The organism is Pseudomonas kitaguniensis (assembly GCF_009296165.1).
In the GTDB taxonomy this organism is placed as follows: Bacteria; Pseudomonadota; Gammaproteobacteria; order Pseudomonadales; family Pseudomonadaceae; genus Aquipseudomonas; species Aquipseudomonas kitaguniensis.
In genome coordinates this window covers 1-21,177 of record NZ_VUAZ01000078.1, presented here as the reverse complement: position 1 = coordinate 21,177, position 21,177 = coordinate 1, and the positions used below count along the sequence as shown (strand labels likewise).

The 21,177-nt window shown below is 59.7% G+C and carries 18 protein-coding genes and 1 pseudogene; 10 read left to right on the top strand and 9 right to left on the bottom strand.

Translation table 11 applies throughout. The features are described from left to right. The first annotated feature begins 30 nt into the window (after positions 1-30). Positions 31-813 (top strand): class I SAM-dependent methyltransferase, encoded by a 783-nt coding sequence (locus F0169_RS14200; RefSeq protein ID WP_058413627.1) that lies wholly within the window; start codon positions 31-33, stop codon positions 811-813. A 190-nt stretch (positions 814-1,003) separates the two neighbouring features. Here the strand turns inward: F0169_RS14200 and F0169_RS14195 are convergent, their stop codons facing one another. Continuing rightward, positions 1,004-1,639, bottom strand: a complete 636-nt coding sequence (locus F0169_RS14195) for a TetR/AcrR family transcriptional regulator (protein ID WP_152746873.1) — start codon at positions 1,637-1,639, stop codon at positions 1,004-1,006. 93 nt (positions 1,640-1,732) lie between these two features. Here F0169_RS14195 and F0169_RS14190 point away from each other — a divergent pair, with 93 nt between their 5' ends. Then, positions 1,733-2,833, top strand: a complete 1,101-nt coding sequence (locus tag F0169_RS14190) for an efflux RND transporter periplasmic adaptor subunit (protein ID WP_152746872.1) — start codon at positions 1,733-1,735, stop codon at positions 2,831-2,833. 6 nt (positions 2,834-2,839) lie between these two features. Then, positions 2,840-5,910: pseudogene (locus F0169_RS14185) on the top strand (efflux RND transporter permease subunit). 134 nt (positions 5,911-6,044) lie between these two features. On the opposite strand, the gene F0169_RS14180 reads toward F0169_RS14185, so the two are convergent. After that, complete coding sequence (locus F0169_RS14180) at positions 6,045-6,500, bottom strand: Lrp/AsnC family transcriptional regulator (protein WP_152746871.1); 456 nt, start codon at positions 6,498-6,500, stop codon at positions 6,045-6,047. A 148-nt stretch (positions 6,501-6,648) separates the two neighbouring features. Between F0169_RS14180 and F0169_RS14175 the strand changes: the two genes are divergently transcribed. The 5 genes from F0169_RS14175 (at position 6,649) to F0169_RS14155 (ending at position 10,493) form a co-directional block, all read left to right on the top strand. Continuing rightward, positions 6,649-7,413 (top strand): HalD/BesD family halogenase, encoded by a 765-nt coding sequence (locus F0169_RS14175; RefSeq protein WP_152746870.1) that lies wholly within the window; start codon positions 6,649-6,651, stop codon positions 7,411-7,413. A gap of 44 nt (positions 7,414-7,457) precedes the next feature. Then, a complete protein-coding gene (locus tag F0169_RS14170) occupies positions 7,458-8,774 on the top strand; it encodes a serine hydroxymethyltransferase (protein WP_241679123.1) in 1,317 nt (438 codons plus the stop codon). A 63-nt stretch (positions 8,775-8,837) separates the two neighbouring features. After that, positions 8,838-9,419, top strand: coding sequence for a LysE family translocator (locus F0169_RS14165; protein ID WP_241679122.1), 582 nt, complete (start codon positions 8,838-8,840; stop codon positions 9,417-9,419). Between the two features lie 12 nt (positions 9,420-9,431). Beyond that, positions 9,432-10,061 carry a LysE family translocator gene (locus F0169_RS14160; protein WP_241679121.1) on the top strand — a complete coding sequence of 210 codons (630 nt, stop codon included), beginning with the start codon at positions 9,432-9,434 and terminating at the stop codon, positions 10,059-10,061. A gap of 144 nt (positions 10,062-10,205) precedes the next feature. Then, entirely contained in the window at positions 10,206-10,493 is a 288-nt protein-coding gene (locus tag F0169_RS14155; protein ID WP_152746867.1) for a hypothetical protein, read from the top strand. A gap of 78 nt (positions 10,494-10,571) precedes the next feature. Here F0169_RS14155 and F0169_RS14150 read toward each other — a convergent pair whose 3' ends face one another. From F0169_RS14150 to plsB, 3 genes are read right to left on the bottom strand one after another with little or no spacing between them, the layout of a single operon-like run. Beyond that, the gene (locus tag F0169_RS14150; RefSeq protein WP_058413621.1) at positions 10,572-11,261 is read right to left on the bottom strand and encodes a DUF4197 domain-containing protein; all 690 of its coding nucleotides are present in this window, start codon (positions 11,259-11,261) and stop codon (positions 10,572-10,574) included. Positions 11,262-11,300: 39 nt separating this feature from the next. Next, positions 11,301-11,702, bottom strand: a complete 402-nt coding sequence (locus F0169_RS14145; protein WP_152746866.1) for a YbaY family lipoprotein — start codon at positions 11,700-11,702, stop codon at positions 11,301-11,303. Positions 11,703-11,753: 51 nt separating this feature from the next. After that, on the bottom strand, positions 11,754-14,273 hold the full coding sequence (gene plsB / locus F0169_RS14140) for a glycerol-3-phosphate 1-O-acyltransferase PlsB (RefSeq protein WP_152746865.1): 2,520 nt from the start codon (positions 14,271-14,273) through the stop codon (positions 11,754-11,756). Between the two features lie 180 nt (positions 14,274-14,453). Here plsB and F0169_RS14135 point away from each other — a divergent pair, with 180 nt between their 5' ends. Beyond that, on the top strand, positions 14,454-14,663 hold the full coding sequence (locus F0169_RS14135) for a cold-shock protein (protein ID WP_058413618.1): 210 nt from the start codon (positions 14,454-14,456) through the stop codon (positions 14,661-14,663). Positions 14,664-14,795: 132 nt separating this feature from the next. On the opposite strand, the gene F0169_RS14130 is transcribed toward F0169_RS14135, so the two are convergent. The 4 genes from F0169_RS14130 to F0169_RS14115 form a co-directional block, all read right to left on the bottom strand. Beyond that, positions 14,796-15,173, bottom strand: a complete 378-nt coding sequence (locus F0169_RS14130; RefSeq protein ID WP_058413617.1) for a hypothetical protein — start codon at positions 15,171-15,173, stop codon at positions 14,796-14,798. Between the two features lie 54 nt (positions 15,174-15,227). Further along, positions 15,228-16,037, bottom strand: coding sequence for a putative RNA methyltransferase (locus tag F0169_RS14125; protein ID WP_152746864.1), 810 nt, complete (start codon positions 16,035-16,037; stop codon positions 15,228-15,230). Then, positions 16,037-17,188, bottom strand: coding sequence for a succinyl-diaminopimelate desuccinylase (gene dapE, locus F0169_RS14120; RefSeq protein ID WP_058413615.1), 1,152 nt, complete (start codon positions 17,186-17,188; stop codon positions 16,037-16,039). The genes F0169_RS14125 and dapE overlap by 1 nt, the downstream gene beginning before the upstream one ends. 249 nt (positions 17,189-17,437) lie before the next feature. After that, the gene (locus F0169_RS14115) at positions 17,438-20,029 is read right to left on the bottom strand and encodes a glycosyltransferase (protein WP_152746863.1); all 2,592 of its coding nucleotides are present in this window, start codon (positions 20,027-20,029) and stop codon (positions 17,438-17,440) included. Between the two features lie 218 nt (positions 20,030-20,247). Between F0169_RS14115 and tcdA the strand changes: the two genes are divergently transcribed. Beyond that, entirely contained in the window at positions 20,248-21,057 is an 810-nt protein-coding gene (gene tcdA / locus F0169_RS14110; protein WP_421556207.1) for a tRNA cyclic N6-threonylcarbamoyladenosine(37) synthase TcdA, read from the top strand. Positions 21,058-21,177: the final 120 nt, after the last annotated feature.

Genomic DNA, 21,177 nt, shown 5'->3' with positions numbered 1-21,177 from the left:
GATCCTTAATATTTTTGAGCGTAGCGATTGATGAGCGAACAACCAGCGGCCAGCCGCATTCGGGTCGAGGCCTTGGCCGAAGGTTTCCAGGCGCGCGCGCAACAGTGGGCCGACCAGCTTGGCCTGCCTTTGCAATTGGAGGCGGCCGAGTTTTCCCTGCAAGTCGGCGAGCACGGCCTGCAATTGCAGCAACTCGGGCCTGAGGCGCCCGGCCCGGTCCGCGTCGACTTTGTTGAAGGCGGCGCGGCGCACCGGCGTTTATACGGCGGAGGCAGCGGGCAGATGATCGCCAAAGCCGTCGGCATTGCCCAAGGCGTACGCCCACGCGTGCTGGACGCCACGGCGGGCCTGGGCAAGGACGCCTTCGTGCTGGCCAGCCTGGGCTGCCAGATTAGCCTGATCGAGCGTCAACCATTGATCGGCGCGCTGCTTGAAGACGGCTTGGCACGCGCTGCCGAGGATTTTGAAGTGGCGCCGATCGTAGCGCGCATGCAGTTGCTCAAGGGCAACTCGATTGACGTGATGCTCAATTGGCAAGGCGAGCCGCCGCAGGTGATTTACCTGGACCCGATGTTCCCGCACCGTGAGAAAACCGCGCTGGTAAAGAAAGAAATGCGCCTGTTCCGTCCACTGGTGGGCGATGACCCGGACGCACCGGCGCTGTTGGCCGCCGCACTGGCCCTGGCCAGCCACCGCGTAGTGGTCAAACGCCCGCGCAAGGCGCCCTGCATTGACGGGCCGAAGCCGAGCCATGCGCTGGATGGCAAGTCCAGCCGGTATGACATCTATCCGAAGAAGGCGCTAAAACCCTGAGTCATCATGGGGCTGAGGCCTCGGCGCAGGCAAGCCGACTCCCTCTCTCAAGTTGATGTGGGAGGCTTGCTGCCGATGGCGGTGTGTCAGATAAGTATTTTTAAACTGACCCTCCGCGATCGCGAGCAAGCCCGCTCCCACACGAAGCAAACCGGCTGTTTATTTCAGGCCCGCTTTTGATTCAACGACTTCAGGTGCGGTAGCCGCGCATAAACAACCCCACCACATCCCGCACATGCGCCTCGGCGTCTGCCTCGCTCAACTGCCCGCCGCACCCATACAGCAAGCGAAAATTCGCCGTGCCCTTGAGCATGCAAAAGAAGTGCTCAGCCGCCTTGAACGGTGCGTCGATACTCAGCGCGCCGCTCTGGTTGATGCGGCTGAGCAGGCGCTCCATGCCCAGTAGCATGCGCATCGGCCCCGCGTCGAAGAAAATCTGCGAAAGCTTCACGTCCTGACTCCCGGTGGTCATCATCAGGCGATGCAGGTTTACCGACTCCTCGCTGTTGATCAGGCGATGGAAGCCTCGCGCGATATTCAGCAACACCGTTTCGACCGGCATGCCCTCGGGCAGATCGAAATACATCACCGGCAACTGTTCCTCGCACGTCGCCACCACTGCAGCGGTAAACAACGTCTCCTTGTCGGCGAAGTGGCTGTAAACGGTGAGTTTCGACACGCCGGCCTCAAGGGCCACGGCGTCCATGCTGGTGCTCGCGTAGCCGTTGCTCAAAAACAGAATTTTCGCCGCTTCGAGGATTGCCTGGCGTTTTGCCATGTCCTTGGGGCGCCCGGGGCTGTTGGTGTTTACAGGATTGTCGGACATTTTTACCTTTAATACTGGACTGGCGAGTTTGGTATTAATAACATACTGGCCAGTATAATTATTCCAAGCACCCATTGCGAAAGGTCCTTCAGCATGCGCAGCACGTTCCTGCCCTTTGCGTTGCCTGTCAGCCTGGTTCTTTTTTTGGCTGCGTGCGGCCATGAAGAAGCGGCCCCGACCACCCTGCGCCCGGCCATGGTGGTGCAACCGCAGCCCACGGCGCAGGCGATGGACAGTTTTCCTGGCGAGGTACGTGCCCGTTACGAGCCGGACCTGGCCTTTCGCATTGGCGGTAAAGTCAGCAAACGCCTGGTGGAGGAGGGCGAACGGGTCAAGGCTAACCAGCCGCTGGCCGAACTCGACCCCCAGGACGTGCGCCTGCAACTGGAGGCCACCCGCGCCCAAGTCGCCGCCGCGCAGGCCAACTTGAGCCTGGTACGCGCCGAACGTGACCGCTACAAGACCTTGATGGACCGTCAGATGGTCAGCCACTCGCAGTACGACAATGCTGAAAACCTCTACCGCTCAGGTGAAGCGCGCCTGAAGCAGATCAAGGCCGAGTTCGACGTGTCGAGCAATCAGGCGGGTTATGCCGTATTGCGCGCACCGCAAGACGGTGTGGTCGCCAAGCGCGCGGTGGAAGTCGGCCAAGTGGTGTCTGCCGGCCAAACCGTATTCACCCTCGCCACCGACGGTGAGCGAGAAGTGCTGATCAGCCTGCCCGAGCAAGGCTTCGGCCGGTTCAAGATTGGCCAGCCGGTGTCGGTCGAGTTGTGGAGCCAGCCCGACCAGCGTTTTGCCGGGCGCATTCGTGAACTGTCACCCGCCGCCGACCCTAAATCGCGCACTTTCGCCGCACGTGTCGCGTTCACTGGCGGCAAAGTCCCTGCCGAACTTGGCCAGAGTGCGCGTGTGTTCATTCAGGCTGACGGCGTGATTGCGCTGTCGGTGCCGCTGTCGGCGCTGAGCGCAGAGAACGGCGCGTCCTACGTCTGGCGCGTGCAGCCGGACAACACGCTGAAACGCACCCCGGTGCGCATCGGTGCCTTTGGCGAAAAAACCGTGCCGGTGCTGGAGGGCTTGGCTGCGACGGATTGGGTGATCGCGGCGGGCGTGCACGTCCTCCACGAGGGCCAGCAAGTGCGCCCGGTGGATCGCGACAACCGCGTGGTGAATCTGGCGGCCAAGGAGTAATCCCCGATGCGTTTCAATCTTTCCGAATGGGCGTTGCGTAATCGCCAGATCGTACTGTTCCTGATGATCCTGCTGGCGGTGGTCGGTACTCTGTCCTACACCAAGCTGGGGCAAAGCGAAGACCCGCCGTTCACTTTCAAGGCCATGGTGATCAAAACCAACTGGCCCGGGGCCACGGCCCAAGAGGTGGCGCGTCAGGTCACCGAGCGTATCGAGAAAAAACTGATGGAGACCGGCGAGTACGAGCGCATTGTTTCGTTCTCGCGCCCCGGCGAATCGCAGGTCACCTTTATGGCCCGTGATTCGATGCACTCATCGCAAATTCCCGAGCTGTGGTACCAGGTGCGCAAGAAGATCAGCGATATTCGCCAGACCTTGCCGCCGGACATTCAGGGGCCGTTTTCAACGATGAATTCGGCACCACGTTCGGCAACATCTACGCCCTGACGGGCGACGGTTTCGATTACGCCGTGCTCAAGGACTACGCCGACCGCATCCAGATTCAACTGCAACGCGTACCGGATGTGGGCAAGGTTGAGCTACTCGGCCTACAGGACGAGAAGATCTGGATCGAGCTGTCTAACCTCAAACTCGCCACGCTCGGCCTGCCATTGGCGGCGGTGCAGCAGGCGTTGCAGGAGCAGAACGCCGTCTCTACGGCGGGCTTCTTTGAAACCCCGAGCGAGCGTGTGCAACTGCGTGTGTCGGGCAACTTCAAGACGGTTGAAGAAATCCGCAACTTCCCGATTCGCGTCGGTGACCGCACGTTCCGTATTGGCGACGTGGCCGAGATTCAGCGGGGTTTCAATGACCCCCCGGCACCGCGCATGCGTTACATGGGCGCGGACGCCATCGGGCTGGCGGTGGCGATGCGTGACGGCGGCGATATTCTGGTATTGGGCAAGGCGCTTGAAGCCGAATTCGCACGGTTGCAGAAGAACCTTCCGGCTGGCATGGAACTGCGCAAGGTGTCGGACCAACCGGCGGCGGTGAAAACCAGCGTCGGAGAATTCGTCCAGGTGCTGGCGGAGGCGTTGGCCATCGTGCTGCTGGTGAGTTTCTTCTCGCTCGGCATGCGCACTGGCATGGTGGTGGCCCTGGCGATTCCGCTGGTATTGGCGATGACCTTTGCCTGCATGTATTACCTCGGCATCGGGTTGCACAAAATTTCCCTCGGCGCACTGGTGCTGGCGTTGGGCCTGCTGGTGGATGACGCCATCATCGCCGTGGAAATGATGGCGATCAAAATGGAGCAGGGCTACGACCGGCTCAAGGCTGCCAGCTTCGCCTGGACCAGCACGGCGTTCCCGATGCTCACCGGCACATTGATTACGGCAGCGGGCTTTCTGCCGATTGCCACCGCGCAATCGAGCACCGGCGAATACACCCGCTCGATTTTTCAGGTGGTGACCATCGCACTGCTCGCCTCATGGGTTGCTGCCGTGGTGTTCGTGCCGTACCTGGGAGCAAAACTCCTGCCGGACCTGGCGAAAATTCATGCGGCCAAACATGGCGCTGACGGGCCTGATCCCTATGGCACACCCTTCTACCAGCGCGTAAGAGGTTTGGTCGAATGGTGCGTGCGCAGGCGCAAAACCGTGATCATCCTCACGCTGTTGTTGTTTATCGGCTCGGTCGCGCTGTTCCGCTTTGTGCCGCAACAGTTTTTCCCGGCCTCGGGTCGACTCGAGCTGATGGTCGACCTGAAACTGGCTGAGGGCGCTTCCCTGAGCAACACCGCCGAGCAGGTCAAACGCCTGGAGGCCTTGCTGCAGGAACACGCCGGCATCGACAACTATGTGGCCTACGTGGGCACCGGTTCGCCGCGCTTCTACCTGCCGCTGGACCAGCAACTGCCAGCGGTCAGCTTTGCGCAATTTGTGGTGTTGGCGAAGACCATCGAAGAGCGCGAAAGCCAGCGCACATGGCTGATCGAAACCCTTAACGAGCAATTCCCCGCGCTGCGCTCGCGTGTCACGCGCCTGGAGAACGGCCCGCCCGTGGGTTACCCGGTGCAGTTTCGAGTGACCGGCGAGCACATCGAACAAGTCCGCGCCCTGGCGCGCAAAGTGGCGGCCAAAGTTCGCGAAAATACCCACGTGGTCAACGTGCACCTGGACTGGGAAGAGCCGAGCAAGATCGTCTACCTCAATATCGACCAGGACCGCGCCCGCGCACTCGGCGTGAGCACCGCCAACCTGTCGAAATTCCTGCAGCGTTCACTCACCGGGGCCACCGTCAGCCAATACCGCGAGGACAACGAGTTGATCGAAATCCTCATGCGCGGCACCGTGCATGAACGCACCGAATTATCGCTGCTGCCCAGCCTGGCGGTGCCCACCGACAATGGCAAAAGCGTGGCGCTGTCGCAGATCGCCACCCTCGAATATGGTTTTGAAGAGGGCGTCATCTGGCACCGCAACCGCCTGCCGACCGTGACCGTGCGCGCCGACATCTACGGCAAGGAACAACCGGCGACGTTGGTGCAGCAAATTCTGCCGACCCTTGCCGACGTGCGCACCGAACTGCCCGACGGCTACCTGATTGAAGTGGGCGGCACCGTCGAGGACTCCGCGCGTGGCCAGAACTCGGTCAAGGCCGGCGTGCCACTGTTTATCGTGGTGGTGCTGACGTTGCTGATGCTGCAACTGCGCAGCTTTTCGCGCACTGCCATGGTGTTTCTGACGGCACCGCTGGGCTTGATCGGCGTGACCTTGTTCCTGCTGCTGTTCCGCCAGCCGTTCGGCTTTGTCGCCATGCTCGGGACCATCGCGCTGTCAGGCATGATCATGCGTAACTCGGTGATCCTGGTGGACCAGATCGAACAAGACATCAACGCTGGCCTGCCGCAATGGCAGGCAATCATCGAAGCCACCGTCCGACGCTTCCGGCCGATTGTGCTGACAGCCCTGGCGGCGGTGCTGGCGATGATTCCGCTGTCACGCAGCGTGTTCTTCGGGCCGATGGCCGTGGCGATCATGGGCGGATTAATTGTCGCGACGGCGTTGACGCTATTGTTCCTGCCTGCGCTGTATGCTGCGTGGTTTCGAGTCAGGAAGGAAACTCGGCACGTATAAGCAAACAGTTCAATAACAGGGCGCGTGGCTATAGATGCATGCGCCCGGTAGTGTTTAAGTTTGATACAGGCAAGTAGGAAAGGGCCGACAGTCAATGGCTGCTATTAACGGATGCCTAACTCTCGCAGGGTTGTTTAGAATGTGGGTAGTTTCGTCACGACTGTTTTTATAATGGATGTATGTGTGTCAGCCAGTGCTGTAATTTTTTGCAGTGCAAGGTCCAGGTGGCTAACAGATGCGATATAGAGATGGCAGACGAAACTGTCGTCGCCAGTGATTTTGTAACACACCACGCATTCAGGCATTTGCGCGAGTAACCGTTCAACCGCCTGGAACTTCTCCGTAAAGGGTTTAACCCTTACCAACGCTTGCAAGGCATAGCCCAAGGCCTGGGCACCCAAGGCAACGCTGAACCCGCTGATGACGCCTGAGACTTCCAGGCGCTTGAGGCGTTCGCTGCAGCCCGGCGCAGACAAGCCGACTTGACGACTCAGCGCGCGTATCGACATGCGCGCGTTCTGGTGAAGGGCAAGAATAATCGCACGGTCAATCGGGTCTGGTTTTTTACCGCTCTTTGGAAGCTTTTTCATTAGATGGACCTTACGAACATTGATGAAATAGCGGGAAAATCTTACATACCACAGAACCCTCAGAAAATAATGGATTTTTTGAAAAGGACTGCCTATTGTTTTGCGGCCAGTCTCTATTTCAACTTGATTTATTTTTCGAGGAATTGAAATGAACGACGCACTTGATGAAGCGTGTTTGCAGCAATATCACCATGCCAACTTTCCTGAGGAAGAGGTTTTGTCGCTGCGTCATGAGTTCTCCCGTAACGGATTTATAAGGGTGCGCGATATAGTCGATGATGCGTTGCGTGAAAAGGTAACGGCTGAAGTCAATGATTTGATCGACCGCCAACTTGAGCGCCGTGACTTGCACTTGGCAACCACCGACAACACACCGCGATACATGAGTGTGGTGCGCAGCGAGTTTATCGCTGAAAACAGCCCGTTGATCAATGCGCTGTCGAAGTCTGCCGTACTGCTCGACACCTTGTCGCTGATTGCCGGTACGAGGGTTGTCGCGTCTGTCTCCAGGGACGAGGAGTATCTGATCACCAAGCAGGAGCGCAAAGGTGATACCCACGGGTGGCATTGGGGTGATTACAGTTTTGCGCTGATCTGGATTATCGAAACGCCTTCTGTCGCCAAGGGCGGGATGCTGCAATGTGTGCCTCATACCTCGTGGAATAAATCCAACCCCCGAATCCACGAACTGTTGTGCAGTAATCCGATTGCGACCTACGGCTTCAAGACGGGGGATATTTATTTCCTGCGCACGGATACCACGCTGCACCGCACCATTCCACTCAATGAGGATGCCACTCGAATCATCCTCAACATGACGTGGGCGGCTGAAAAAGATCTCACCCGGCACCTTCACGGCAATGATCGCTGGTGGGAAGACCAACACGTAGAGGCTGCAAAAAAAACCACTTGAAAAACGCGGGTCTGGTTGTCACGTGACTCCATGGGATGCAAGTCATGCACGATACTGAATGTCTCCAGCACGCCAGCACCTTACTAAAAGAGGCGCAATCACACGCAGCCATGGCCGAACTGGTCAAGGCAGCAGTGGTTCGAAACGAACGGTGGCGCGGGCAGCAATGCATCAATCTTGTCGCCGCCGAGTCGCCCACCAGCCCGAGCGTGCGCGCGTTGCTGTCGAGTGAAGTCGGTACGCGTGCATCGGGCGGGCATATCGGACGTGACAACCGTTTTTTTTCCGGCATGAAGCATATCGATGAGTTGGAATCGCTTTGCGTGGAGCTGTTGAAAGTCACGTTGCGCGCTCGGCATGCTGATCATCGATTAATGGGCGGTATGGCAGCCGTACTTGCGGCGTACACGGCGCTGGCCCGTCCCGAAGACAACGTCATGACGGTGCCGGTGATCAGGGGCGGTGACACCAGCAACCGAACCAACGGGCCGCCCGGTGTGCGTGGGCTCAAGGTCTGGGACATTCCTTTTGTGCACAAGACTGCAGAAATCGACCTCACGCGCTTTAGTGAAGTGGCGCAGACCCTGAAACCGGCGTTGGTTGGGTTGGGTATGACACTGACCCTGTTCCCGCTCCCGGTGGCCGACATCAAGGGAATCGTTTCACCCTGGGGTGGAAAGGTCTATTTCGATGCAGCTCATCAATTGGGCTTGGTCAGTGCCGGAATGTTTCAAGACCCGTTGGCAGAAGGCGCTGACCTCATGACCGGCTCCTCCGGCAAAACGTTCAGTGGCCCGCAGGGCGGAGTGATGGTGTGGAACGATGGCGCATTAACCGCGCGGCTGCACGATGCTATTTTCCCCACCCTGACTGGCAGCCATCAGATCAACCGCGTGGCGGCGCTCGCCGTGGCAGCCACCGAGATGCTGGAGTACGGGCAGACTTATATGAAACAGGTGGTGAGTAACGCGCAGGCGCTGGCCATGCATTTGGATCGCAGGGGCGTGACCGCCTTCTATCGAGAGCAGGGTTACACCCGAACCCATCAGATCGTGATTGATTCAAAACCCTTTGCCAGCGGCCGTGAGGCGGTGCAGCGGCTCACGGCCGCCAATATCATAACCAACGAAATGCCGCTGCCTTGGGACACGGATCCGTACAACGAAACAGGCATTCGGCTGGGCACCGTCGAGGTTACCCGCCTGGGTATGAAGGCGCCGGAAATGGCCTGGATAGCCGAGCAAATTGCCAAGGTGCTGTTGCACAACGCGGACCCGATGGCCATTGCTGATAGCGTGATCGATTTTATGAAGAACCACCGGACTGTCTACTACTGCCACGAAAACGGACTGCCCCGCTAAGTCGGTACCCGCGGTGCTGCAGAGGAGACGTATATGCCCGAACCCCCCATTTACTCAGCGGTATTGACCTTCACCGTCGCAGCCATCGTCTTACTCGCCAGCCCCGGACCCGCCACCCTGGCATTGGCGGCGAGCGGGGCGGCCTATGGCATGCGGCGCTCTGTTCAGTTTTTCGTCGGGATCACGGCAGGGCTGGCGATCTCGATGGCGTTGGTGGGCACGGGGCTCTATGTGGTCTTGCACCGCTTCCCGGTGCTGGCCACATCACTGACGGTCGTTTCGATTGTTTATATTTTATGGCTGGCATTTCGCATTGGTACTGCGCCGCCCCTCAACGAGGAACACGCTGCGGCCACGCCGGGCTGGGGCGCAGGCTTTGTGTTGGGTGTCGCGAACATCAAGGCGTATGCCGCGTTTGCGGCGTTGTTAGGCAGTTTCACCTTGGGCGCGACACCTGCTTGGGAACAGGCTGCAAAGGCGCTGATCTGTCTGTCGGTGTGTGTGGTTTTCGACTTTTTATGGCTGTTTGCGGGCAGCAGGATGCGCAGGTTGTTTATCCACCCCACTTGGAGTCGACGACTTAACGTAAGCTTCGCGATTTTGATGGTAGCAACGCTTGCCTGGTCATTCACGTTGGCGTCGTAGTGCTATCGATAGATGGAAAAAATGCATGTTCAGCCGAGGACTATCTTCATGTTTGCGACCGTTTCTGCGCTGGTGTTGCTACTGGTCGTACCTGGGCCGACAAACACCCTGTTAATGCGCGCTGGGGTGCTGTTTGGGTTCGCTGCTTCGTGGCGCATGGCGTTTATCGAATGCTTGGCTTATCTGCTTCAAGTATCTGTTTGGGGCGCGGCGCTGTTCTATTTATCCGCCTGGTCGCCATGGGCTGTGAAAGCCGCGCAGTTGGCGGCTGTCTGCTACCTGCTGCAACTTTCCTACACGCTCTGGCAACGCAACAACGCCAGCGTGGAGTCGAGCCACGATCGTTTCGGCGGCGTGTATTTCTTCTGGCTCACGGTGATGAACCCGAAAGGCCTGTTGATCGCTTCGTTTATCGCGCCGATCGGTGCATTTGCCTCGCTACAGGGTTATGCCGGGTTTATGGCCACGCTGGCGTTGGTGGTGATACCGGTAGGGTCGGCCTGGATTGTGTTAGGCAGTCGGTTCGAAGGGGTTGAAAAGACGTGGCTTACGCCGTTGAAAATCAATCGGGCAACCTCCGTGGCCATCTGCTGTTTTGCCACGCTGATGCTGGGGCGACTGGCGGGCTCGGTTATTCACTGATTTACATGACGATGCAAACCGGCATCTCGGCATTTGGAACGTTAAATCTTTTCACTCCACTCAGAATTGCCTGATGGACAGGCGCGGGTTTCGACTTCGCCATTTGGCGGTCGGACCTATTTCAATCAGTTTACGGAGTGTCAAATGTCGATTTTTTCTGCTATTGCGGCTTTTAAAGGTGCGTTTCTCGGCGCTTTGCTGGCCAATAAATTCTCTAACAGGGAATCTGAATACGCCGCGCCGCGGAAGCCGGAGTGTGGTGGTGGCGGTAGTTATCGTCCTCGCCCTGAGATATACCAAGCGAGTTTGGCGCAGGTCTGCCCAGCCAAGCCGCATCATGGCGAACCGCACCGTACAGAACTGCACGCACACCCGGTCCATGAGCATCAAGTGGCCTATACGATGTACTCACTTTTTACGCTGAGCCGTTGAGACACTTAGCCTGAAACAACTGCGCAAGGCCCGTTATCAGCGGCCTTGGCGCAGTGATTGAGTGTTTGCCGTGGCGGGTTACAACGCGCCGAACACCTTCTTCGCCAAGCTGGTGGCCGCAGCCGCCGGGTTCTTGCGAATGGTCTCTTCCTGTTGCGCGATCATCTTGAACAAGCCGTCCAGCGCCTGTTCGGTCACGTAACTTTCGACGTTGGCGCTTTTGGCATCAACCGCGCCAAACGCGGCAGCCTTGCCGGCCAGTGCGTTGTACTGTTGAGCAACGCCAACCTTGTCGGTGGCGGCCTTGACGATCGGCAGGAACTTGGCGCGAATTTCTTCACGGCTGCTTTTGTTCAGGTACTGGGTAGCCGAGTCCTGGCCACCGCTGAGGATGCCCTTGGCGTCGGTCACGCTCATGTTTTTCACCGCATTGACCAAGATCGGTTGCGCTTGGGTCACGGCGGTTTCAGCCGCCTTGTTCATGCTGGTTTCGAGTTGAGTGACCTGATCGCCCATGCCAAACAGTTTCAGTTTATCGGCGACTTTGCCGAGCTTGCCGGGCAGGCCGATTTTTACCTCGGGGTTGTTGCTGAAACCACCGGGAACGCCCAGTTGTTTCACGGCGATCTGTGCGCCTTGGGTGAGTGCATCTTTGAGCCCGCCGCTGGCATCACTTTGTGACAGGCTGCCAAGGTTCAAGGCCATGGCATTGGCGCCGAGCAGCAGGCCGGCACACAGGGCCGTAAGGCGAAGGGAGTTACGGAGCATGAGCGCTTCCTTTTGATCTGACGTGTGGTCTGGAGAACATCAGTGGGCGACCGGATCAACCCGCACGCGCAGCGGTTGAGGGTCTTGGCCGTTGAGTTGCACGGTGTGCCGTTCGGTGGTGACAAACAGTAGCTTGCCGTCCCGTTCGATGCGAGCGCTCACCGAGTACGTGTGGCCCGGCTTGACCTGAGCGGGGTCGTAGCGCAGGTGAAACGCCAGTGGCACCTGCCCTTTGATCGGGCCGTTTTGTTGCGCCAGGGTCATGGCTGGGGCGTCCATCAGCGACACATCCAGCAAGCTGACACTCAACGTGGCGTCGGGCGGCAGCGCACTGCGTTGCAGGTAAAACACTTCGCCATCGAGGTTGCCCTTGGGCGCAGGCGTCATCGATTGGCAGGCTCCGAGCAGGGCGGTCAGGCCCAATAGAATGATTTTTTTCAACGTGCGGCTCCTTTTCAGCGGCGCCGGAATTTACCCGGCGCCTCGTTAAATCTAGCGGCTTTCTTGCAAGGTGAGCGGCTCAGGTTCGACCGGCGCCTCGACCGCGCCGTCGACGCGGTGCAAGGCGACTTGGCGGATCGACAAGCGAATATCCGCCGGCAGCACGCGTTTTGCCGCACCTTCAGCCAGTTCGCCAAGCATGTCGTGATAGCTCAACTTGCCCGCTTCGTCGCGGCGCAGCACATCTTGCTCCAGCAACGTCTGAATAAAATGTCGGAAAAGGCTTTTGTCGAAGAACTCCGGGGCATTCAGGCCATGCAGGATCGACAGGCGCTGGGCCATGATCGTGCACAGGTCTTCCAGCTCTTCGGCGCTGATGCTGTTGCGGCCGCTGTTGAGCAGCAGCGAGATCGCCATGTAAAAACGTTGCAGGGTCTGGGCGATGCTTTTGGACAGCAGCGTCAGCAGCACAAAGTGCCGTGAACTCGGGGCCGGGCGCAGGTACACCTGGTTTTCGAAGCGCAGCAGGCCTTGTTCGACGAAAGCCTCCAGCCATTGGTCGACCACTGCGTCCAACGCCTCCAGCGACCAGCGGATAAACAGCTCCGATTGCAGGTACGGGTACAGCGCGTGGGTATAGCGCAGGATCTGTTCGCGGCTCATCCGCGAGCTGCTTTGGAAGAAGCTCGCGAGCAACGCGGGCAGGGCGAAGATGTGTAGCACGTTGTTGCGGTAGTAGGTCATCAGGACGGCGTTTTGCTCGTCCAGGTACAGAATCTTGCCCAACGCGTCGCTCTGTTCCGACAGCAGGTCCATGTCCTTGACGTGTTTGATCAGCGCCAGGCCGTCGCCTTCCGGCAAGGTGGTATGCGGCGAGTACGGCACGCGGCGCAGCAGCGCCAGGTACAGGTCCAACTGGCGCGCCATGGCCTGTTCATCCAGCGCCAGCCGCGTGGTGGAGAGCAGCGCCAGGGCCACCAGGTTAACCGGGTTCACTGCGGCGGCTTCGTTCAGGTGGCGCGCCACCTGCTCGCTGAGCCGATGCGTGGTTTGGTTGAGCCACGCAGGTTTATAGTTCGGGCCAAGCTCTTGGGTGCGCCAATCGGGCTGCTCGGCATCAAGAAACTCGGCCAGCTTGATCGGCTCGCCGAAGTTGACCGCGACTTGGCCAAAGCGCTGCTTGAGCGCGCCGACCACTTTGAAAATATCGAAGATCGACTCTTTCTTCTTGCTCGCGCCGCGCAGCTCGCCGAGGTAAGTACGGCCTTCCAGAACGCGTTCGTAGCCGATGTACACCGGCACGAAGACGATCGGCATGCGCGATGAGCGCAAGAAACTGCGCAAGGTGATCGCCAGCATCCCGGTTTTGGGTTGCAGCATGCGCCCGGTGCGTGAGCGCCCGCCTTCGACGAAGTACTCCACCGGGAAGCCCTTGGTGAACAGGGTGTGCAGGTATTCGTTGAACACCGAGGTGTACAGCGGGTTGCCCTTGAAGGTGCGGCGCATGAAAAACGCACCGCCACGGCGCAGCAGGCTGCCGATCACCGGCATGTTCAGGTTGATGCCGGCGGCGATATGCGGCGGCGTCAGGCCGTTTTTGAAGAGTAAATAGGACAGCAGCAGGTAGTCGATATGGCTGCGGTGGCAAGGCACGTAAATCACCTCGTAACCCTGGGCAACCTGTTGCACGCCTTCGATGTTGTTGACCTTGATGCCGTCGTAGATTTTGTTCCAGAACCAGCTCAGCACCACTTCAAGGAAACGGATCGCGGTGTAGGTGTAGTCCGAGGCGATCTCGTTGCCGTAGCGCAGGGCCTGGGCCTTGGCTTTTTCCGGGGTGATTTTCTGGCGCTCGGCCTCTTCCAGGATGGCCTGGCGCACCAGCGGCATGTTGACCAAGCCTTTCACCAGGTTACGGCGGTGCGACAGGTCGGGGCCGATCACTGCGGTCTTCAGGTTACGAAAGTGCACACGAAGGATGCGTTGGGCCATGCGCACTGTCCGTTCGTGACCTTTATTGTGCTCGATCAATTCACGCAGGTTGATAGGCGCGGAGAATTGCACGCGGGTCTTGCGACCCAAAATCAGAATGCTCAGCAACCGGCGCAGGCGCCCGGTCACGGCCCAGCTGTCGGCAAACAGCAGTTTCCACGGGCTGGACTCGCTTTCGGGCGACTGCCCCCAGAACACGCTGACGGGAATGATTTGTGCATTCTCTTCGGCGTGCTCGGTCAGGGTGTTGACCAGGCGGGTCAGGGTTGGCGGCGCGCCGCGCTTGTCTTGGCGGCCTAGCCAGTCCGGCTCGGGCGTGAGGTAAAAGAACGCCGCAGGTTCCATCAGCGGGCCCACCGATACCGGCAACACCGGGCGCGGCAGGCCGGCCTTGGTGCACTCTTTATCGACCACCGACAATTCGCTGAGGGAGGGTGATTGCAGCACATAAAACACCGGCCGGCTGCGGTCCAGGTTAAGGGTGAGGGACGACTGGTTGATGGTCTCCGACCGAACCCAGAGGTACAACAGTCGGCGCAAGGTGCCAAACACCAGACGGCGGAACGGAGAGCGGGTCATAGGCGTGCTGCTTGAAGTGGAAAAAACCGAGCAGGCGCTCGGGCGGGTAGTGTGCCGTATTCGCCGAAAATCGGCAAAAAAGCGGCGATATAAACTTGAGTTGATGGTTTTTGAGCCTGTCTTATACTCGGCAGTTCAATGCGAGCGACTCAACAATAAAAAGCATGTGGGAGTAAAAAAATGGCAACGCGCGAAATCGGCAATGTGAAGTGGTTCAACGATGCAAAAGGCTATGGGTTTATTCAACGCGAAGACGGCAAGGATGTGTTTGTGCACTACCGCGCCATTCGCGGTGATGGCCACCGTTCGTTGGCCGAAGGCCAGCAGGTGGAGTACGCCGTGGTAACCGGCGAGAAGGGGTTACAGGCCGAGGATGTGGTCGGGCTGTAAAGCTCACCACTGAACCCCTGTGGGAGGGGCTTGCTCCCGATAGCGGTGTGTCAGTCAACACCTGGAGTGACTGATACTCAGCCATCGGGAGCAAGCCCCCTCCCACATTTTGATTGGGTTCACGATCCTGGTTTAAGCCGTTTTCCAGGTGATCTGCTCTTCACCGTCTGCGCTGATGCGAATCCAGGTGTCGGCACTTTCTTCGCCTTCCTCCTCAACCCAGCTGCCCGGTGCGCAACGCACTTCGACGTTCAGCGCGGCAAACGCGGCGCGGGCGCAGGCGATGTCGTCGTCCCATGGGGTCTGGTCGCTTTCCAGGTACAGGCTGTTCCATTTGCCCACGGCTTTAGGCAGCCAGGTCACCGGCACGCTGCCGGCCTTGCACTTGTAGGTCTGGCCTCGCTGGACCCAGTCGGTGCACGGGCCCAGGGCGGCGCCCAGCCAGGCGGCGATGGCCTTGTAGTCGACGTCGGCGTCTTTCAGGTAAATCTCAATATCAGGTTGGCGCATGGATGTTCCTCGTTGCGGGATTCGAAAATCCATTCGCGGATGCATAAAAGTCGGTTATTGAAGCACGAAATAATCGTAGCGCATCGACACCGTGACCTGCAGCGGCTCGGCCGCTTCAATCACCTCGTTACGCCGTTCGGCGCTGGCACGCCAGCCGTGGGGCGTCATGGCCAGCAGGTTGGCGCGGTCTTTGGGTTCAGCCAGGCTCAGCGTGAACTCAAGGGTTTCGCTGTGCGCCAGGCTCATGCCGTCCGGCACCAGCGCCAAGTGCTTGTCGTCGGTGTACTCGCGCACTTCGTCGTACAGGCGCTCGCGCAATTGCATCAGGTGGCCGGCGGTGGGGCCGACCTTCATCAAGCCGCCGCCGGGGCTGAGCAGGCGTTTGGCCTCATCCCAGTCCAGCGGGCTGAACACACTGGCGAGGAACTGGCAGCTCGCATCGGCCAGCGGTACACGCGCCATACTGGCGATCAACCAGGTCAGCACCGGGTTGCGTTTGCACGCGCGCTTGACCGCTTCTTTGGAGATGTCCAGCGCATAGCCGTCGGCGTGGCGCAGGGCATCGGCAATTTGCGCGGTGTAATAGCCCTCGCCGCAACCGATGTCTACCCAGCGTTGCGGCGCGCGCTCGGCGGCCAGCTCGGCCAGGCGCTTGGCCACAGGCGCGTAGTGCCCGGCGTTGAGGAAGTCGCGGCGCGCCTCGACCATCGCGAGGTTATCGCCTGGGTCGCGGCTGTTTTTGTGCTGCACCGGTAACAGGTTCAGGTAGCCCTGGCGGGCCCGGTCGAAACGGTGCCCGGCCGGGCAAACGACGCCATTCTCGACGGCGTTGAGGGGGGCACTGCAAAGAGGGCAAGCGAGCATCAGGCGAGCAACTTGATCAGGGTCTGGTAATAGATTTCGGTGAGCACATCGAGGTCGCTGGCCAGGATGCGTTCGTTAACCTGGTGAATCGTCGCGTTGACCGGGCCCAGCTCCACCACTTGGGTGCCGAGGGTGGCAATGAAACGCCCATCCGACGTGCCGCCGCTGGTGGAGGCTTTGGTGTCACGGCCGGTGATCGCTTTGATGCTCGCCGACACCGCATCCAGCAGCGCGCCCGGTTCGGTGAGGAACGGCAAGCCCGACAATGCCCATTCTACGTGCCAGTCCAGGCCGTGCTTGTCGAGGATTGCCGCAACGCGCTGTTGCAGCGCTTCAACGGTGGACTCGGTGGAGAAACGGAAGTTGAACACTGCTGTCAGGTCACCGGGGATCACGTTGGTGGCGCCGGTGCCGGAGTTGAGGTTGGAGATCTGGAAACTGGTCGGCGGGAAGAATGTGTTGCCGTCATCCCAATGCTCGGCGGCGAGTTCCGCCAGCGCAGGTGCGGCCAGGTGAATCGGGTTCTTCGCCAGGTGCGGGTAGGCCACGTGGCCTTGTACGCCGCGCACCGTGAGGGTAGCGCCGAGCGAGCCGCGACGACCGTTCTTGACCACGTCGCCGACCAGCGCAGTACTCGACGGTTCGCCGACGATGCACCAGTCGAGGCGCTCTTTACGGGCTGCCAGACGCTCAATCACGGCCTTGGTGCCGTGGTGCGCCGGGCCTTCTTCATCGCTGGTGATCAGGAAGGCCACCGAGCCCTTGTGGTCCGGGTAGTCGCCGACGAAACGCTCGGCCGCTACCAGCATCGCCGCCAGGCTGCCTTTCATGTCTGCTGCGCCACGCCCGCAGAGCATGCCGTTGTCGTCGATCAGCGCGTCGAACGGGTCGTTCTGCCAAGCCTGCACCGGTCCGGTTGGCACCACGTCAGTGTGCCCGGCAAAGCACAGCACCGGGCCAGCGTGCTTGCCGTGGGTGGCCCAGAAGTTGTCCACATCTTCGATGCGCATTGGCTCAAGCGCAAAACCGGCGTCGCCCAGGCGCTGCATCATCAGCTTCTGGCAGTCGGCGTCGATCGGCGTCACCGAGGGGCGACGGATCAGGTCGATGGCGAGTTGAAGGGTCGGCGAAAGGTCGGCATGGGCCGTCATGGGGAAACTCCGGAAGCGTGTGATGGGCGCAGGACGAATATGGAATACACAACCTGAATGGGCGCAGACTCAATGTGGGAGCTGGCTTGCCTGCGATGCAGACGCCGCGGTCTGGCAGGTACGCCGCGGCGATGCCATCGCAGCAAGCACTCCCACAGGAAGCAGGGCTAGGCCAAGTCTTGCAAAACGGCCGTTATCTTATAGCAAAACGGCGACCAGAGGCCGCCGTTTAGTGCATTGCGCAAGTTTTTACACGGCCGTTACCGGCTGAGCCTTCACCGCAGGTTTTGGCAGCGACGAGAGGAACGCCATGATCAACGCCGCCACGTACGGCAGCGATTGCACCAGCAGCATCACCACCCAGAAGCGCATGTCATTGCTCGGCAGGCCTTGCACCAGGTAAATCCCCAGCGCCGCGCCCCACAACAGCAGCATGATGAACATTTCTTCGCGGGCTTCGGAAATCGCGACCCAGAAGCCGTGGTTATCCGCATTTTTAGGTGTACGAAAGAACGGAATACTGGTGGTGAAGAAGCCATACAACACCGCTTTCGCGATGGTGTGCGACAACGCCAACCCGGCCAGTGCTGCGCAGAACGCGTCCTTAAGGTTCACGCCCATCGCACGACGGTAGAGGAAGATGATCTTGCCCACCTTGAACACGAACAACGCCAGCGGCGGAATCGCGAAAATCAGCAGCGGCGGGTCGACACGGGTGGGCACGATGATCATTGCCGCCGACCACAGCAGGGCGCCGACGGTGAAGAAGATGTTCATGCCATCCGCCACCCACGGCAGCCAGCCCGCGAGGAAGTGATAGCGCTGGCCACGGGTCAACTCGGTGCCCTTGCCGCGCAGCAGGCTTGCGGTGTGACGCTTGATGATCTGAATCGCGCCATAGGCCCAGCGGAAACGCTGTTTCTTGAAGTCGATAAAGGTATCCGGCATCAGGCCCTTGCCGTAGCTGTCGTGGTAATACGCCGCCGACAGGCCTTTCTCGAACACGCGCAGGCCAAGTTCGGCGTCTTCGCAGATGCACCAGTCAGCCCAACCGAGTTCTTCGAGCACCGAGCGTCGGGTCATGGTCATGGTGCCGTGCTGGATAATCGCGTCGCGGTCGTTACGCGTGACCATGCCGATATGGAAGAAGCCTTTGTATTCCGCGTAGCAGAGCTTCTTGAAGGTGCTTTCGTTCTGGTCGCGGTAATCCTGCGGCGACTGCACCACGGCGATTTTCGGGTCGGCGAAGTGCGGCACCATGTGCTTGAGCCAGTTCGGCGACACGCAGTAGTCCGAGTCGATCACCGCGATCACTTCGGCGTCCTTGGCGGTGTGCGGAATCAGGTAGTTCAGCGCGCCGCCCTTGAAACCGGCCAGCGGCGCGACGTGGAAGAACTTGAAGCGCGGGCCGAGGGTTTCGCAGTAGTCGCGCACCGGTTCCCACACCGCCGGGTCTTTGGTGTTGTTGTCGATGATCAGGACTTCGAAGTCCGGGTAATCGAGGGCGGCCAGGGCGTCGAGGGTCTGTTTGACCATCTCCGGCGGCTCGTTGTAGCACGGCACATGAATCGACACTTTCGGGCGGTAGTGCGAATCGCCTTCCACCGGCAGGAATTCGCGCCGGCGCTTGTGGGTCCACACCGCTTCCGCCAGTTCATGGGCTTCGGTCAGCAATACGATAAACACGCCGAGGGCGCCGAGTGCCAGCAAGAAACCAACGGTGAGGCTGAACCAGGTGCTGTATTGCTGGCTGTAGTCGTAGCCGATCCACACCAACACCGACCCGCACAGGAACGCGATAAAGGTCAGGAAGGTACGGCCACGCTGGCGCAGGGCCGAGCCGTCGATCATCAGCAAGGTCAGCGACAGCAGCGCAAGCACCACCGAGCCGATGGCCAGCACGCGCCACTGCGGAATCGCGACCACCGGGCCTTCAAAGTTGAATTTTTGCTGGCGCGCGGCGTTGTACACGCCCCAATAAGCGCCGGCCGAGCCTTCGTCACTGACTTTCCACGGCTGATCGAAGGCCTCGATCACGAAGTAGTTGTAACCCTGGCGGTTGAGCTTGTTGACCAGCGTGCGCAGGTAAATGGCCTGGTCAGCGGGGGAGGTTTCATTACCACCGCGCATGCGTCCGTTACTCGGCCAGCCAACTTCCGACAGCAGCAACGGCTTTTTCGGGAAAAGTTTTTTCAGATCCCGGGCACGGTCGAGTACGTATTGGCCAGCCTTGTCCATCGGGATAAATTCCCAGAACGGCAGGATGTGCGCGGCAATCAGGTCGACGTGCTTGGCCAGTTGTGGGTACTTTTCCCAGATGTGCCATTGCTCGGAGGTGGTCACCGGCACTTTCACGGCGGCGCGCACCCGGTCGAGCAGCACGATCAGCGCTTCAGGGGTGATTTCTTCACGGAACAACGCTTCGTTGCCGACCACCACCCGCACAACGCTGCGCGAGCTATTGGCCAGTTCGATGGCACGCTGGATCTCGCGCTCGTTGCGTTCAAGGTCCGGGCTGATCCAGATCCCCAGCGTTACGCGCAGGCCGAACTCTTCCGCCAGCTTGGGGATGTCTTGCAAGGTGCCGTCGACCGAATAAGTACGGATGTTGTCCGTCAGCTTGCTCATGATCGCAAGGTCTTGACGCATCTGGTCGTCGCTGGGGTACTGGTCTTTCTGCGGGTATTGCCCTTGCTGGAACGGCGAGTAGGAAAACCCGGAGATCTGCTCAGGCCAGTTAGGGGTGGTAACCGGGCGGTTGATCAGCGCCCAGAAGCCGGTGAACAGCGCAGCAATTGCCAGCACCACCACCAGGTTGAGTCCAAATTTACGCGATGCCATAGCTGTTTCGGGTTCCAAAGGGTGTGGAACGAAAAGAGGTGCCGGCCTGCGCCGAACGGCGCGCATCCTACACCGGCGCTTCCATGAGCGTACAGCAGGCCAGGAAAAACCGCACATTGGGCAGCGAAAGTTCATCTAAGTTCTTAACTTGTAGCGTGTAGCTTAAAACTTGTGGCCGCGTAGCCCTATAATGCGCGCCGGTTTTTGGGGTAATGGTCATGAGCACAGAAGATCCGCGATTTGCAGGCGTTGCCCGCTTGTATGGCATTGAAGGCCTGGAACGCTTGAAAGCGGCCCACGTGGCGATCGTCGGCGTCGGCGGCGTGGGCTCTTGGGCGGCGGAAGCCATCGCCCGTTGCGGGGTGGGCGAGATTTCGCTGTTTGACCTGGACGATGTCTGCGTGAGTAACAGCAACCGTCAGTTGCACGCGCTGGACAGCACCGTGGGCAAGCCCAAGGTCGAAGTGATGGCTGAGCGCTTGCGCGGCATCAACCCCGATTGCACGGTGCATGCGGTGGCGGATTTTGTGACCCGCGACACCATGGCCGAGTACATCACGCCGAATATCGATTGCGTGATCGACTGCATCGACGCCGTTAACGCCAAGGCCGCGCTGATTGCCTGGTGCAAGCGCCGCAAGATTCAGATTATTACCACCGGCGGTGCGGGTGGGCAGATCGACCCGACGTTGATCCAGGTGTGTGATCTGAACCGCACCTTCAACGACCCGCTGGCGTCGAAAGTGCGCTCTACGTTGCGCCGTGACTACGGTTTTTCGCGCACTGTGACGCGGCATTACAGCGTGCCGTGTGTGTTTTCGACCGAGCAACTGCGTTACCCCAAGCCGGACGGCAGCATCTGTTTGCAGAAGAGCTTTGTGGGGGACGGGGTGAAGCTGGACTGCGCGGGTGGGTTTGGCGCGGTGATGATGGTGACGGCGACCTTTGGCATGGTGGCGGCGACTAAAGCCGTGGACAAGATTGTGGCTGGGGTGCGCAGGCCTTCGGAGCGGGTTAAAACCGTTTAGACCGACATGGGGACGTGCCGCCGCGGCACAGCAGACGACCTGAGTGGTTGAAGTGGATCAAACGCGCTTTTGTGGGAGCGGGCTTGCTCGCGATGGCGGTGCGTCAGATAAGTATTTTTC

Bases quoted from the DNA above. Each gene is read 5' to 3' on its own strand.
- F0169_RS14200 (WP_058413627.1), top strand. From the start codon at position 31: ATGAGCGAACAACCAGCGGCCAGCCGCATTCGGGTCGAGGCCTTGGCC.
- F0169_RS14195 (WP_152746873.1), bottom strand. From the start codon at position 1,639: ATGTCCGACAATCCTGTAAACACCAACAGCCCCGGGCGCCCCAAGGAC.
- F0169_RS14190 (WP_152746872.1), top strand. From the start codon at position 1,733: ATGCGCAGCACGTTCCTGCCCTTTGCGTTGCCTGTCAGCCTGGTTCTT.
- F0169_RS14180 (WP_152746871.1), bottom strand. From the start codon at position 6,500: ATGAAAAAGCTTCCAAAGAGCGGTAAAAAACCAGACCCGATTGACCGT.
- F0169_RS14175 (WP_152746870.1), top strand. From the start codon at position 6,649: ATGAACGACGCACTTGATGAAGCGTGTTTGCAGCAATATCACCATGCC.
- F0169_RS14170 (WP_241679123.1), top strand. From the start codon at position 7,458: ATGCACGATACTGAATGTCTCCAGCACGCCAGCACCTTACTAAAAGAG.
- F0169_RS14160 (WP_241679121.1), top strand. From the start codon at position 9,432: ATGGAAAAAATGCATGTTCAGCCGAGGACTATCTTCATGTTTGCGACC.
- F0169_RS14155 (WP_152746867.1), top strand. From the start codon at position 10,206: ATGTCGATTTTTTCTGCTATTGCGGCTTTTAAAGGTGCGTTTCTCGGC.
- F0169_RS14150 (WP_058413621.1), bottom strand. From the start codon at position 11,261: ATGCTCCGTAACTCCCTTCGCCTTACGGCCCTGTGTGCCGGCCTGCTG.
- plsB (WP_152746865.1), bottom strand. From the start codon at position 14,273: ATGACCCGCTCTCCGTTCCGCCGTCTGGTGTTTGGCACCTTGCGCCGA.
- F0169_RS14135 (WP_058413618.1), top strand. From the start codon at position 14,454: ATGGCAACGCGCGAAATCGGCAATGTGAAGTGGTTCAACGATGCAAAA.
- F0169_RS14130 (WP_058413617.1), bottom strand. From the start codon at position 15,173: ATGCGCCAACCTGATATTGAGATTTACCTGAAAGACGCCGACGTCGAC.
- F0169_RS14125 (WP_152746864.1), bottom strand. From the start codon at position 16,037: ATGCTCGCTTGCCCTCTTTGCAGTGCCCCCCTCAACGCCGTCGAGAAT.
- dapE (WP_058413615.1), bottom strand. From the start codon at position 17,188: ATGACGGCCCATGCCGACCTTTCGCCGACCCTTCAACTCGCCATCGAC.
- F0169_RS14115 (WP_152746863.1), bottom strand. From the start codon at position 20,029: ATGGCATCGCGTAAATTTGGACTCAACCTGGTGGTGGTGCTGGCAATT.
- tcdA (WP_421556207.1), top strand. From the start codon at position 20,248: ATGAGCACAGAAGATCCGCGATTTGCAGGCGTTGCCCGCTTGTATGGC.